The following is a 12,783-nucleotide window of genomic DNA, read 5'->3' on the forward strand; positions in this document are numbered from 1 at the left end:
CTCTCGGGCTTTCCTCCGGGCTTTTCCCTTCGGTCTTGCGTTTCCGACTCTATCAGATCTTTCCGATCCGATTTCCTCGGTGCTTTCCGGCTTCTTCGGTTTCCCGTTTCCACCTTCCTGCGTTTCCGACTCTATCAGATCCTTTCGGGCCTGATTCCCAGTCAGAGTGGGTTGCCTTCCCGGCTGTTGGGCCGTTCCGACGAGTGAGACTTTAGCGGATTCCTTGCCCCCGACGCTAATCGGGCGGCTCGCGCTCAAACCTTCGAACGCGGATTCCTCATTTCGCAAAAACGCACGGAAAGCACGACGGCGCGACGAAGCGCCGTCAGCTTCTGATGGATCTTGCGGAATGGCTGTCCGGGGCCGACCGGGGTCGGTGCTCACGTCGGACAACTCGGAGAACACTACGGACCGGGTAATCCCATGTCAACCCCGGTCCTCGGGCGTACCCTCTGGGCATGACCACGCATGCGCACACCACTCAGTGGTGGGCCGCCTGACCCGGCGGCCCCACTAGACGCATGCACTCAGCGGCCGCCGACTCGGCGGCCGTTCGCGTATCCCCCCTTCGGGAGTGCGGCCGACGGGTCGGCGCACATCGGAGAGGGAGTACGAACGCGATGAAGCGGATCTTCAGCGGGATCAAGCCGACCGGCCATCTGACCCTGGGCAACTACCTCGGGGCCGTGCGGCGGTGGGTCGAGGTGGACCAGCACGCGTCGGAGGCGCTGTTCAGCGTCGTGGATCTGCACGCGCTGACCGTGGACCATGACCCGGCGCGGGTGCGGCGGCTGAGCCGGCAGGCGGCCACGCTGATGCTGGCGGCCGGGCTCGATCCGAAGCTGTGCACCCTCTTCGTCCAGAGTCATGTGGACGAGCACGCGCGCCTGTCCTATCTGCTGGAGTGCACGGCCACGGACGGCGAGCTGCGGCGGATGATCCAGTACAAGGAGAAGGGCGCGCGGGCGGTGGCGGCCGGGCAGGGGGTGCGGCTGTCGTTGCTGACGTATCCGGTGCTGATGGCGGCGGACATCCTGGCCTACGGGACCGATGAGGTGCCGGTCGGTGAGGATCAGAGGCAGCACGTGGAGCTGACCCGGGATCTGGCGGTGCGCTTCAACCAGCGGTACGGGCATGTGTTCACGGTTCCGAAGGCGACGCATCCGGTGGTGGCGGCTCGGGTGATGGATCTGCAGGACCCGGGTTCGAAGATGGGGAAGTCGCACGAGAACGGGGCGGGGATCGTCTATCTGCTGGACGACGCGGAGACCGTCCGGCGGAAGATCATGCGGGCCGTCACCGACAGCGGGCGGGATGTCGCCTATGACCGGGAGGGCCGGCCCGGGGTGGCGAATCTGCTCGATGTGCTGGCGGCTGCGACGGGTGGGAACCCCGGAGCCTTGGCCGGTGTATATGAGTCGTACGGATCTTTGAAGCGGGACACGGCGGACGCGGTGGTCGAGCTGTTGCGGCCGGTGCGGGATCGGCACGCGGAGCTGGCGGCCGATCCGGGATATGTGGATCAGGTGCTACGGGATGGGGCCGAGCGGGCCCGGGGGATGGCGCGGCCGTTGGTGGACCGGGCCTATCGGGCGATCGGGCTGTTGCCTGCCGTGTGACGGAAGGCGTTGCGGTAGTCGCGTGGGCTGGTGGCGAGGTGCGAGGCGAAGTGCTGGCGCATCGTGACCTCGCTGCCGAAGCCCGCGCGGCGGGCGACCTCGGGGAGGGGGTGGTCGGTGCGTTCGAGGAGTTTCTGGGCGGCGGCGACGCGCTGGGTGATGAGCCAGTGGAGGGGGGTGGTGCCGGTGGTGGCCTGGAAGTGGCGGGCGAAGGTGCGTGGGGACATGCCGGCGCGGGTGGCCAGGCTCGCGACGGTGTGGGGTTCGTCCAGGTGGGCCAGGGCGTAGGAGCGGACGGCGGCGAGGGTGTCGGCGTCGCGGTCCGCTCGGGGTGTGGGGTGTTCGATGAACTGGGCCTGGGTGCCCGTGCGGAAGGGGGCGGTGACCATCGAGCGGGCGATCGACGCGGCGGCTTCGGCGCCGTGGGCCGTGCGGACGAGGTGGAGACAGAGGTCGATGCCGGCGGCGGTGCCGGCGGAGGTCCAGATACCGGAGTCCTCGATGAAGAGGGCGTCGGCTTCCACGGTGGTCCGGGGGTGGCGGGCGGCGAGGGTGGGGGCGAGCTGCCAGTGGGTGACCGCGCGGCGGCCGTCGAGGAGTCCCGCCTGGGCCAGGACGAAGGCGCCGGCGCAGAGGGAGGCGACGGGGATTCCCGTGGCGTGGGCCCGGTTGAGGGCTTCGAGGTAGGGGGCGGGGGTGTCGCGGTCGGGGTCCTCGATGCCGGGGACGAGGACGAGGTCGGTGGGGGTGAGTCCGTCGAGCCAGTCGAGGGGGCGATCGGGGGTGAGGGTGAGGCCGCCGCGGAGGGGGACGGGGGTGGTGAGGTCGGTCGCGACGCGGCGGAGCTCGAAGGGCGGGACACCGCGCGTGCGGCGGTCGGTGCCCCATACCTCGGTGACGACGGAGACGTCGAAGGCGCGGATCCCGGGGATGGCCATCAGGGCGATGCGCTGCACGGGTGGCAGTAAACCATCGATCGCCGTCTTCTCTCCCTCTGGGGAGGGTGGCCGGGTGGAGGCAGCATCGAGGGCATGGAGATCGCGGAGAACGCAGCGCTGGTGGTCGTCGACCTGCAGAAGGGGTTCGAGGAGGAGGACTTCTGGGGGAAGCGGAACAACCCGGGTGCCGAGGAGAACATCGCGGCGCTGATCGATCTGTGGCAGGCGACGGGGCGGCCGGTCGTGTTCGTACGGCACGACTCGGTTCAGCCGGGGTCGCCGCTGCGGGTGGGGCAGGTGGGGAACGACTTCAAGGACTTCGTCGAGGAGAGGAGGGGGAAGGGCGGCGGGCGGGAGCTGCTGGTGACGAAGCGCGTGAACTCGGCGTTCTACGGGGAGCCGTCGCTGGACGTGTGGCTGACCGGGGAGGACGTCGCGGAGATCGTGGTCGTCGGGATCCAGACCAATATGTGCAACGAGACGACGGCGCGGATGGCCGGCAATCTCGGGTACGACGTGGTGTTCGTGCTGGACGCGATGCACACGTTCGATCTGGCGGGGCCGTTCGGGTGGGCGGCGACGGCGGACGAGCTGACCCGGGCGACGGCGGTGTCCCTGCACGGGGGTGGGTTCGCCCGGGTCGTGTCGACGGCCGAGGTGCTGGCGGGCGCGGCCGGGTAGGGCCCGCCCGGCGGATCGGGGTCGGGCCCTCGGGCGGTCGCGGTCAGCCGTTGCCGGAGGCGAGTTCGCGGCTGCGGTCGCGGGCGGCTTCGAGGGCGGCGATGAGGGCGGCCCGTACGCCGTGGTTCTCGAGTTCGCGGATGGCGCTGATGGTGGTGCCGGCCGGGGAGGTGACGGCCTCGCGGAGCTTGACCGGGTGTTCGCCGCTGTCGCGGAGCATCACGGCGGCGCCGATGGCGGCCTGGACGATCAGGTCGTGGGCCTGGGCGCGGGGCAGGCCGAGGAGGATGCCGGCGTCGGTCATGGCTTCGACGAGGAAGTAGAAGTAGGCCGGGCCGGAGCCGGAGAGGGCGGTGGCGGCGTCCTGCTGGGACTCGGGGACGCGGAGGGTCTTGCCCACGCCGCCGAAGATCTCCTCGGTGTGCACGAGGTGGTCGGGGGTGGCGTGGCTGCCGGCCGAGATGACGGACATGCCTTCGTCGACGAGGACGGGCGTGTTGGGCATGACGCGGACGACGGGGGTGCCGGTGGTGAGCCGGTCCTCGATGAAGGAGGTGGGGATGCCGGCGGCGGCGCTGATGACGAGGCGGTCGGCGGTGACGTGGGGGGCGAGTTCGTCGAGGAGACGGCCCATGTCCTGGGGCTTGACGGCGAGGATGAGGGTGTCGGCGCGCTTGGCGGCCTCGGCGTTGGTGACGGTCTCGACGCCGTAGCGGGCGCGCAGTTCCTCGGCGCGTTCGGTGCGGCGGGCGGTGACCAGGAGGTGGGCGGGGCGCCAGCCGGCCCGGATCATGCCGCTGAGGAGCGCTTCACCGATCTTGCCGGTGCCGAGGACTGCGACGGTCTGGGTCATGGCTCTGTTCACCTCGCCGGAAGGAATACGTGTCGCCATCCTCGCACCGCGCGGGTGCGCGCGGTGTGGGTGTCCGAGGGGCGGTCAGGCCGTGCGGCGGCGGAGGGTGGCGGCGCCGAGGCCGAGGACGAGGACGGCGCAGCCTGCGACGACGAGGGCGTCGCGGATGAAGTCGCCGGTGATGTCGGGGTTGCGGAGGACTTCGTTCATGCCGTCGACGGCGTACGACATGGGCAGGACGTTCGAGATCGCTTCCAGGACGGGCTGCATCTGGTCGCGGGCGATGAAGAGGCCGCAGAGCAGGAGCTGGGGGAAGATCACGGCCGGCATGAACTGGACGGCCTGGAACTCGGAGGCGGCGAAGGCCGAGACGAAGAGGCCGAGGGCGGTGCCGAGGAGGGCGTCGAGGAGTGCGACGAGGAGGAGCAGCCAGGGCGAGCCGATGACGTCGAGGCCGAGGAAGCCGACGGCGAGACCGGTGGCGAGGACGGACTGGACGATGGCGAGGAGTCCGAAGGCGAGGGCGTAGCCGCCGATGAGGTCGCTCTTGGCGAGGGGCATGGCGAGCAGGCGTTCCAGGGTGCCGGAGGTGCGTTCGCGCAGGGTGGCGATCGAGGTCACCAGGAACATCGTGATGAGCGGGAAGATGCCGAGCAGCGAGGCGCCGATGTTGTCGAAGGTGCGCGGGTCGCCGTCGTAGACGTACCGGAGCAGGAAGAGCATCAGGCACGGGACGAGGAGCATCAGCGCGATCGAGCGGGGGTCGTGGCGCAGCTGGCGCAGGACGCGGGCGGTGGTGGCGAGGGTGCGGGAGAGGGACGGTGCGACGCCCTGCGCGGGGAGGCCGGCGGTGGGGGAGGCGGGGGCGCTGCTCATGGCTGGGGCTCCTGGAGGCGGACGGCTTCGCGGGCGTCGGCGGCGTCGACGAGGTGGAGGAAGGCCTCTTCGACGGTGGCGGTGTCGTTGCGGCGGCGCAGGGCGTCGGGGGTGTCCTCGGCGAGGATCTCGCCGTCGCGCATGAGGAGGAGCCGGTGGCAGCGTTCGGCCTCGTCCATGACGTGGGAGGAGACGAGGATCGCCGCGCCCCGCTCGGCGGCGATGCGGTGGAAGAGGTTCCACAGGTCGCGGCGGAGGACGGGGTCGAGTCCGACGGTGGGTTCGTCGAGGACGAGGACCTCGGGGGTGCCGAGGAGGGCTACGGCGAGGGAGACGCGGCTGCGCTGCCCGCCGGAGAGCCGGCCGACGAGGGCGTCGGCGTGGGAGGCGAGGTCGACGTCGTCGATGGCGCGGGCGACGGCGGCGCGGCGCTCTTCGCGGTGGGCGCGGCCGGGGAGGAGGACGGCGGCGAAGTAGTCGAGGTTCTGGCGGACGGTGAGGTCGTCGTAGACGGACGGCGCCTGGGTGACGTAGCCGATGCGGGAGCGCAGGGTGGCGTCGCCGGCGGGGCGGCCGAGGACGTCGAGGGTGCCGGTGACGTTGGCCTGGGTGCCGACGACCGCGCGCATGAGGGTGGATTTGCCGCAGCCGGAGGGGCCGAGGAGGCCGGTGATCCGGCCTGGGGGGACGGTGAAGTCGAGGCCGCGCAGGACGGTGCGGTCGCCGCGTACGACGGTCAGGGCGTGCGCGGAGATCGCTGGGGCGGGGCCCCCTTCCGGGTAATTCATCATGCGTTGAATAATGCTCCTGGGGGGATCGGGCGTCAAGCGTCGTGGCAGCCGCGGGGCGCAGGCGCGGGACGCACGCGTCAGAGCCCCGGCCGATGGGTCGGCCGGGGCTCTGACAGTGGTGACGGGTGCGCGGCCCGCGCAGGTGCGCTTGGGCCGGGTGCGCTCGGGCTACTTGCGCTTGGGCTTCTTGCGGGCCGCCGGGTTGCCCGTGCGGGCGCCGCGGCGCTTCTCGTACTGCCTGCGGGCCGTCTCGTACTCCTCGCGGCGCAGCTTCTCGCCCGGCGCCTCGGTGAAGCAGCGGAAGAAGTAGGCCAGGAGCGAGCCGATGAAGCCGATCATCTTGAGGCTGCGCAGCGAGTCCTCGCGGCCCGGGTCGGCCGGGCGGCGGACGAAGCCCTCCCAGGTCTTGCGGAAGGCGATGGCGCTGCAGATCGCGAACATCAGCACCACGAGCATGTTCACGAAGCCGCCGACCTCGGCGATCTCCAGGCCCTGGTAGGCGAAGCGGAGCACGAAGCAGCCCGCCGCGGCGGCGACGAGCGCCCCGAGGGCGACGCCGGCGCGGCGGAGCCCGTACTGCCCGTCGTGCTCCACCCAGGTCGTCCCGAAGAAACGGATCTCCTCGGGCTGCGGACCTGCGGGCGCATCGGCCGCGGTGCTGCTGGGCTTGGCGGTCTGGTCTTCGTCGCTCACGGAGTCGATTATCCCCGGATCGCCCGCGATTCCCGGATCCCGCCGCCGTTCGGCGTCCCCGCGCGGGCGACGGGACGTCTCAGCCGCAGCGCTTGGCGACGAAGCCGTCGCTGCCCGTCTTCACGTACGCGTCCGAGATGAACTCACCGGCCGCGATGCAGTCCCAGATGTTCGTCGTGCCGTACGGGCCGCTGACGCGCTCGCCCGTCGTCTGGCAGTTGATCGGCACCCGGGCGTCCAGGCCGAGCGTCCGCACGATGCGGTACTGCGTGCCCGGGCCGGAGCGCACGTTCACGCGGTATCCCGGGGCGACCGGGTAGCGGACGACGGTCATCGCCGACACCCCGTCCGCGAGCTCCGCCGCCGTACCGTCCGCCGTCTTGTCCCCACCCATCGTGATCCTCCCCCGTTGGCGCGAAAGCGCTCCGCTGACTTTCACTCTCCGCGACGCGCAGGCTAGCAAGCCCCACCGACATCCCGTGCGCCATCGACTAGGCTCCGTGCGTCGCGCACGCGCGCGGACACGACGCGGAACCACACGGGGGTGGGCGATGCCGCCGCTGCGCAGGACCGGTGCCGACCGGGAAGCGGAAGAGCCCGAGTACGCGGGTGAGTACCGTCTCCAGGCCTGCCTCGGCGCGGGCGGCATGGGCGTGGTGCACCTGGCCACCTCCGCGTCGGGGCTGCGGCTCGCGGTCAAGGTGGTGCACGGACAGTACGCGGAGGACCCCGAGTTCAGGGCGCGTTTCCGCCAGGAGGTGGCCGCCGCGCGCCGGGTGAGCGGGGCCTTCACCGCGCCCGTCGTGGACGCCGATCCCGACGCCGTACGCCCCTGGATGGCCACCCTCTACGTGCCCGGGCCCACGCTCGCCGACCAGGTGAAGCGGAACGGGCCGCTCTCCCCCGCCGAGCTGCGCCGGCTGACCGCGGGCCTTGCCGAGGCGCTCCGCGACATCCACCGGGCCGGTGTCGTGCACCGCGATCTCAAGCCGAGCAATGTGCTGCTGACCGACACCGGGCCGAAAGTCATCGACTTCGGCATCTCCCGGCCGGTCGACAGCGATCTGCACACGGAGACCGGGAAGCTGATCGGCTCGCCGCCGTTCATGGCGCCCGAGCAGTTCCAGCGGCCCCGCGAGGTCGGCCCGGCGGCGGACGTGTTCGCGCTCGGTTCCGTCCTGGTGCACGCGGCCACCGGGCACGGGCCGTTCGACTCGGACAGCCCGTACATCGTGGCGTACCAAGTCGTCCACGACGAGCCGGACCTGACGGGCGTTCCGGACGCGCTGGCGCCGCTCGTCGCGCGCTGCCTGGCCAAGGAGCCGGCGGACCGGCCGACCCCGGCCGAGATCATGGCGGCGCTGCAGCCTCCGTCGTACGAGGCGGCGGCGTTCATACCCGCCCAGCGACGGCCGCCCACCCTGCCCGACCCGCTGCCGGGCACGCCGGCCGGGGCGGCGGGGGCTTACGCGTCCGCAGCGTCGTGGGACGCCGACACTCCCGTACGGGCCTCCGTGCCGCGCGCCCGGCGCAGGCTGCTCCGGCCGTCGGTCGTGGCCGCCGCCGCGCTCGCGGTCCTCGCCGCCGGGGGCGCGTTCCTGGCCCTGCGCCCGGCGGACGGCGAGACGACCGCGCCGCGGGCGCAACCCGCCGCCGAGGCAGGCCCCTTCGAGGGCTGGGAGACCGCGCTCGGCAAGGGCGGCGGCTCGGCCGCCCCCTCCTGCGTCGCCTCGGCCGACGCGCTCTACTGCTCCGCCAGGGGCGTCGCGCTCGCCCGGCTCGACCCGGCCACCGGCCGCGTGCTCTGGTCACGGCCCGGTGCGCCCGGCGGGCACATCTCGGCCCCCGTGCCCCTCGGCGGCCCGGTCGGGACCGTCGCCGACGGCGGGGCGCTGCGGGCGTTCTCCGCCGAGCGGGGCGCTCCGGTCTGGGACACCGGCGACGCCGCCCGCCAGGAGGGCGTCAACCCGGCCGGAAGCACGCTGCTCCACCCGACGTCCACCTCCGCCGTCAGGGCCGTCGACGGGGCGACGGGCAAGCAGCGCTGGCGCCACGCGCTCGACGGCTTCACCGCGCCCCTCTTCGGCCCGTACGACGCGGCCTCGGGCCTCGTGCCCGTCTTCGAGACGACGGGCGACGGCACCCGCACCACGCTCGGCGCCCTGCGCCCGGAGACGGGCGAGGTCGTCCGGCGGAAGCGGCTCGCCGGCGATCTCGTCCCCGTGAGCACGGGCCGCGGCGGCGTGGTGATCCTGCGCTCCTCGACCCTCGACAGCCTGACCGACGCCCTGGTCCGGTACGACCCGGCCGACGGCTCCGTACGCCGCATCGCCCTGCCGTACCCACAGGACGACGCGAAGATCGTCGTGGCCGGCGACATCGCCTACCTCCTCGACCTCGCCGGCAGCGTCACCGCCGTCGACACCGTCGCCGGGCGGGTGCTGTGGGAGCTGGAGACGGCGTCGGGGAACGTGTCCGCGCCCGTGCTCGGGCCCGGTGGGCGGCTGTACTTCTCCGTGGCCGACGGGCGGCTGCTCGCCGTCGACACCGGTCGCGGGGCGCTGCTCGGGCAGACCGGCCCCCGGCTCAGGGACGGGCGGCTCGGGTACGCGGCGACGGTGCCCTCGCCCGTCGTCGGCTCCACGGTGTTCGGGACCGCGCCGGACGGGTCGGTGTTCGCGGTGGACGGGCGGGATCCGGCGGGGTGGTGACGCGCGGACGCAGGAGTGCGGGGAGCGGCCCTTCCGGGCGGCTCCCCGCACTCCGTTCGGCGTCGTCGGCGCGTCGGCGCAACGGCGCGTCAGCGCGTCATTGGCGTCAGCGGCGTCAGCCGAGCTTCGACACGTCGCGCACCGCGCCCTTGTCCGCGCTCGTCGCCATCGCCGCGTACGCCCGCAGTGCGGCCGAGACCTTGCGCACGCGGTTCTTCGGGGCGTAGACCCCGCCCAGCGCCTCGCGGCGGGCCGCCAGCGTCGCCTCGTCGACCAGCAGCTCGATCCCGCGGCTCGGGATGTCGATACGGATCCGGTCGCCGTCCTCGACCAGCGCGATCGTGCCGCCCGACGCCGCCTCCGGCGAGGCGTGGCCGATCGACAGGCCCGACGTACCGCCCGAGAAACGGCCGTCCGTCACCAGCGCGCAGGTCTTGCCCAGGCCCCGGCCCTTGAGGAAGGACGTCGGGTAGAGCATCTCCTGCATACCCGGGCCGCCGCGCGGGCCCTCGTAGCGGATGACGACCACGTCGCCGTCCTTGACCTGCTTGTTCAGGATCTTCTCGACGGCCTCCTCCTGCGACTCGCAGACGACGGCCGGGCCCTCGAAGGTCCAGATCGACTCGTCCACGCCGGCCGTCTTCACGACACAGCCGTCGACGGCCAGGTTGCCGCGCAGGACCGCGAGGCCGCCGTCCTTGGAGTACGCGTGGGCCGCGTCGCGGATGCAGCCGCCGGCCGCGTCCGTGTCCAGGGTCTCCCAGCGCTCGGACTGCGAGAAGGCGGTGGCCGAGCGGACGCAGCCGGGGGCCGCGTGCCACAGCTCGACGGCCTCCTCCGACGGGGAGCCGCCGCGCACGTCCCAGGTCTCCAGCCACTCCTTGATGGAGCGGGAGTGGACGGTGTGGACGTCCTCGTTCAGCAGGCCCGCGCGGTACAGCTCGCCGAGGATGGCCGGGATGCCACCGGCGCGGTGGACGTCCTCCATGTAGTACGTGCCGCCGGGCGCCACGTTCGGGGCGACCTTGGCCAGGCAGGGCACCCGGCGGGAGATCGCGTCCATGTCGGACAGGCCGTAGTCCAGCTCGGCCTCCTGGGCGGCGGCGAGCAGGTGCAGGATCGTGTTCGTCGAGCCGCCCATGGCGATGTCCAGGGCCATGGCGTTCTCGAAGGCCGCGCGGGTCGCGATCGAGCGCGGCAGGACGGAGTCGTCGTCCTCGTCGTAGTAGCGGCGCGTGATGTCGACGACCGTGCGGGCCGCGTTCTCGTACAGCGCCTTGCGCGCGGTGTGGGTGGCGAGGACGGAGCCGTTGCCGGGGAGGGAGAGGCCGATGGCCTCGGTCAGGCAGTTCATCGAGTTGGCGGTGAACATGCCGGAACAGGACCCACAGGTCGGACAGGCGTTCTCCTCGATGCGGAGGATGTCCTCGTCCGAGATCTTGTCGTTGACGGCGTCGGAGATCGCGTCGACCAGGTCGAGCGTGCGGACCGTGCCGTCGACCAGCGTGGCCTTGCCGGACTCCATCGGACCGCCGGAGACGAAGACCGTCGGGATGTTGAGGCGCAGGGCCGCGTTCAGCATGCCCGGGGTGATCTTGTCGCAGTTGGAGATGCAGATCAGGGCGTCGGCGCAGTGCGCCTCGACCATGTACTCGACGCTGTCCGCGATCAGGTCGCGGGAGGGCAGGGAGTAGAGCATGCCGCCGTGGCCCATCGCGATGCCGTCGTCGACGGCGATCGTGTTGAACTCGCGCGCGATGCCCCCGGCCGCCGTGATGGCCTCGGAGACGATCCGGCCGACCGGCTGGAGGTGGGTGTGGCCGGGGACGAACTCGGTGAAGGAGTTGGCGACGGCGATGATCGGCTTCCGGCCGATGTCCGCGCCGGGTACACCGGAGGCGCGCATAAGGGCGCGTGCGCCCGCCATGTTGCGGCCGTGGGTGACTGTGCGGGACCTCAGCTCGGGCATCGTCGCTCGCTCCTCAGTGATGGGGGTGCTTGTTACGAGCGTACGCCGACCGCCCAAGATCTGGACGGCGCGTCCGCATGCCGGACGCCCTGTTCAGCCTTCGGTCACGCTTCCGTGAGGTAGCGCTGGAGCGTCGGGGCCACGTGCGCCACGATCACCTCCGGGTCCGCGGAGGCCATCGGCTCGGCCTGGATGACGTACCGCAGGATCGCGATCCCGATCATGTGGGAGGCGGCGAGCTCGGCGCGGAACGTCGGGTCCGGTACGTCGAGGTCGGCGGCGATCCGCTCCAGGAGCCGCCGCAGGACGAAACCGCGCAGCACCTTCGCCGCCGCCTCGTGGGTCAGCGCCGAGCGCACGATCGCGAGGAGCGGGGCGCGGCTGACCGGGCTCTCCCAGACGCCGATGAAGTAACGGGCGAGGCGCTCGCCGATCCCGTCCCGCGGACCGCCGAGGATCGCGGGCAGGACGAGGGCGGGCTCGAAGGAGACCTCGATCGAGGCGGCGAAGACCTCGTCCTTCGTACCGAAGTAGTGGTGCACCAGCGCCGGGTCCACGCCGGCCGCCTTGGCGATGCCGCGCACGGAGGTCTTGTCGTAGCCGCGCTCGGCGAACTGCGCGCGGGCGGCCTCCAGGATGCGCTCGCGTGCGCCGGGGCCGCTCTCCTCCTCGGTACGGGAGGGACGGCCGCGGCGGCGCGGGGCGGCCGGTCCGGTCATGGGCGGGGCGCCCCGGAGGGCCGGGACGAGGTCGTGGCCGAGCCCGCGGCCGCCGCGGAGGCCAGGTGGAGCCGGGTGAAGGCGAGGGCCTCGGCGAGGTCCGCCTCGCGCTCGGCCGCCGACATCGCGCGCCGGGTGTTGACCTCGATGACGACGTGGCCGTCGAAGCCGGTGAGCGCCAGGCGCTCCAGGAGCTCCGCGCAGGGCTGGTTGCCGCGGCCGGGCACGAGGTGCTCGTCCTTGGCCGAGCCCTTGCCGTCGGCGAGGTGGACGTGGCCGAGGCGGTCGCCCATGCGGTCGATCATGGCGAGGGCGTCCGTGCGGGCGGTGGCGGTGTGCGAGAGGTCGACCGTGAAGTGACGGTAGTCGTCCTTGGTGACGTCCCACTCGGGGGCGTACGCGAGCATCTCGCGGTCCTTGTACCGCCAGGGGTACATGTTCTCGACGGCGAACCGTACGTCCGTCTCGTCGGCCATCCGCCAGATCCCGGTGACGAAGTCGCGCGCGTACTGGCGCTGCCAGCGGAACGGCGGGTGGACGACCACCGTGGAGGCGCCGAGCCGCTCGGCGGCCGACTGGGCACGCTGGAGCTTGACCCAGGGATCGGTGGACCAGACGCGCTGGGTGATCAGCAGACAGGGCGCGTGGACGGCGAGGATCGGGACCTGGTGGTAGTCGGAGAGCCGGCGCAGGGCCTCGACGTCCTGGCTGACCGGATCCGTCCACACCATGATCTCGACGCCGTCGTAGCCGAGGCGCGCGGCGATCTCGAAGGCCGTCGCCGTCGACTCCGGATAGACCGAGGCCGTCGACAGCGCGACCTTCGCATCCGGGATGCGCACGACTGGTTCTGCCACGAAGGACAGGGTACGGGGCGGGGCCGGGGCCGGGGAGGTGGTTCCGGTCACGGTGGGGGGCGCGGGGGGCGTGGAC

The 12,783-nt window shown here is 72.3% G+C and carries 12 protein-coding genes; 3 read left to right on the top strand and 9 right to left on the bottom strand.

Annotated features, from left to right (window positions below; translation table 11 throughout):
• The first annotated feature begins 620 nt into the window (after positions 1-620).
• Positions 621-1,619 (top strand): tryptophan--tRNA ligase, encoded by a 999-nt coding sequence (trpS, locus tag AB0E14_RS37685; protein ID WP_362429380.1) that lies wholly within the window; start codon positions 621-623, stop codon positions 1,617-1,619.
• Here trpS and AB0E14_RS37690 read toward each other — a convergent pair.
• Entirely contained in the window at positions 1,586-2,557 is a 972-nt protein-coding gene (locus AB0E14_RS37690) for a helix-turn-helix domain-containing protein (RefSeq protein WP_362429411.1), read from the bottom strand. The genes trpS and AB0E14_RS37690 overlap by 34 nt on opposite strands.
• A gap of 93 nt (positions 2,558-2,650) precedes the next feature.
• Between AB0E14_RS37690 and AB0E14_RS37695 the strand changes: the two genes are divergently transcribed.
• A complete protein-coding gene (locus AB0E14_RS37695; protein WP_362429383.1) occupies positions 2,651-3,238 on the top strand; it encodes a cysteine hydrolase family protein in 588 nt (195 codons plus the stop codon).
• 43 nt (positions 3,239-3,281) lie between these two features.
• Here the strand turns inward: AB0E14_RS37695 and proC are convergent, their stop codons facing one another.
• The 5 genes from proC to AB0E14_RS37720 form a co-directional block, all read right to left on the bottom strand.
• Positions 3,282-4,091, bottom strand: coding sequence for a pyrroline-5-carboxylate reductase (gene proC / locus AB0E14_RS37700; protein ID WP_362429386.1), 810 nt, complete (start codon positions 4,089-4,091; stop codon positions 3,282-3,284).
• Positions 4,092-4,175: 84 nt separating this feature from the next.
• A complete protein-coding gene (locus AB0E14_RS37705) occupies positions 4,176-4,967 on the bottom strand; it encodes an ABC transporter permease (protein WP_362429389.1) in 792 nt (263 codons plus the stop codon).
• Positions 4,964-5,755, bottom strand: coding sequence for an ABC transporter ATP-binding protein (locus tag AB0E14_RS37710; RefSeq protein ID WP_362429413.1), 792 nt, complete (start codon positions 5,753-5,755; stop codon positions 4,964-4,966). The genes AB0E14_RS37705 and AB0E14_RS37710 overlap by 4 nt, the downstream gene beginning before the upstream one ends.
• Before the next feature lie 171 nt (positions 5,756-5,926).
• Complete coding sequence (locus AB0E14_RS37715; protein ID WP_362429393.1) at positions 5,927-6,451, bottom strand: hypothetical protein; 525 nt, start codon at positions 6,449-6,451, stop codon at positions 5,927-5,929.
• A 79-nt stretch (positions 6,452-6,530) separates the two neighbouring features.
• On the bottom strand, positions 6,531-6,845 hold the full coding sequence (locus AB0E14_RS37720; protein WP_362429396.1) for a peptidase: 315 nt from the start codon (positions 6,843-6,845) through the stop codon (positions 6,531-6,533).
• A 157-nt stretch (positions 6,846-7,002) separates the two neighbouring features.
• Here AB0E14_RS37720 and AB0E14_RS37725 point away from each other — a divergent pair, with 157 nt between their 5' ends.
• Positions 7,003-9,162, top strand: coding sequence for a PQQ-binding-like beta-propeller repeat protein (locus AB0E14_RS37725; protein WP_362429399.1), 2,160 nt, complete (start codon positions 7,003-7,005; stop codon positions 9,160-9,162).
• Positions 9,163-9,277: 115 nt separating this feature from the next.
• Here AB0E14_RS37725 and ilvD read toward each other — a convergent pair whose 3' ends face one another.
• The 3 genes from ilvD to AB0E14_RS37740 form a co-directional block, all read right to left on the bottom strand.
• The gene (gene ilvD / locus AB0E14_RS37730) at positions 9,278-11,131 is read right to left on the bottom strand and encodes a dihydroxy-acid dehydratase (RefSeq protein ID WP_362429402.1); all 1,854 of its coding nucleotides are present in this window, start codon (positions 11,129-11,131) and stop codon (positions 9,278-9,280) included.
• A gap of 104 nt (positions 11,132-11,235) precedes the next feature.
• On the bottom strand, positions 11,236-11,850 hold the full coding sequence (locus tag AB0E14_RS37735; protein WP_362429405.1) for a TetR family transcriptional regulator: 615 nt from the start codon (positions 11,848-11,850) through the stop codon (positions 11,236-11,238).
• Positions 11,847-12,707: a sugar phosphate isomerase/epimerase gene (locus tag AB0E14_RS37740; RefSeq protein ID WP_362429408.1), complete on the bottom strand. Its 861-nt coding sequence runs from the start codon at positions 12,705-12,707 to the stop codon at positions 11,847-11,849. Before AB0E14_RS37740 ends, AB0E14_RS37735 begins: the two co-directional genes overlap by 4 nt.
• Between the last annotated feature and the right edge of the window lie 76 nt (positions 12,708-12,783).

The organism is Streptomyces sp. NPDC047981 (assembly GCF_040653315.1).
Lineage (GTDB): Bacteria > Actinomycetota > Actinomycetes > Streptomycetales > Streptomycetaceae > Streptomyces.

What these genes read in the sequence shown, in the direction of transcription:
- trpS (WP_362429380.1), top strand. Translation starts at nt 621, where the DNA reads ATGAAGCGGATCTTCAGCGGGATCAAGCCGACCGGCCATCTGACCCTG.
- AB0E14_RS37735 (WP_362429405.1), bottom strand. Translation starts at nt 11,850, where the DNA reads ATGACCGGACCGGCCGCCCCGCGCCGCCGCGGCCGTCCCTCCCGTACC.
- AB0E14_RS37705 (WP_362429389.1), bottom strand. Translation starts at nt 4,967, where the DNA reads ATGAGCAGCGCCCCCGCCTCCCCCACCGCCGGCCTCCCCGCGCAGGGC.
- AB0E14_RS37695 (WP_362429383.1), top strand. Translation starts at nt 2,651, where the DNA reads ATGGAGATCGCGGAGAACGCAGCGCTGGTGGTCGTCGACCTGCAGAAG.
- AB0E14_RS37690 (WP_362429411.1), bottom strand. Translation starts at nt 2,557, where the DNA reads ATGGCCATCCCCGGGATCCGCGCCTTCGACGTCTCCGTCGTCACCGAG.
- proC (WP_362429386.1), bottom strand. Translation starts at nt 4,091, where the DNA reads ATGACCCAGACCGTCGCAGTCCTCGGCACCGGCAAGATCGGTGAAGCG.
- ilvD (WP_362429402.1), bottom strand. Translation starts at nt 11,131, where the DNA reads ATGCCCGAGCTGAGGTCCCGCACAGTCACCCACGGCCGCAACATGGCG.
- AB0E14_RS37725 (WP_362429399.1), top strand. Translation starts at nt 7,003, where the DNA reads ATGCCGCCGCTGCGCAGGACCGGTGCCGACCGGGAAGCGGAAGAGCCC.
- AB0E14_RS37710 (WP_362429413.1), bottom strand. Translation starts at nt 5,755, where the DNA reads ATGAATTACCCGGAAGGGGGCCCCGCCCCAGCGATCTCCGCGCACGCC.
- AB0E14_RS37720 (WP_362429396.1), bottom strand. Translation starts at nt 6,845, where the DNA reads ATGGGTGGGGACAAGACGGCGGACGGTACGGCGGCGGAGCTCGCGGAC.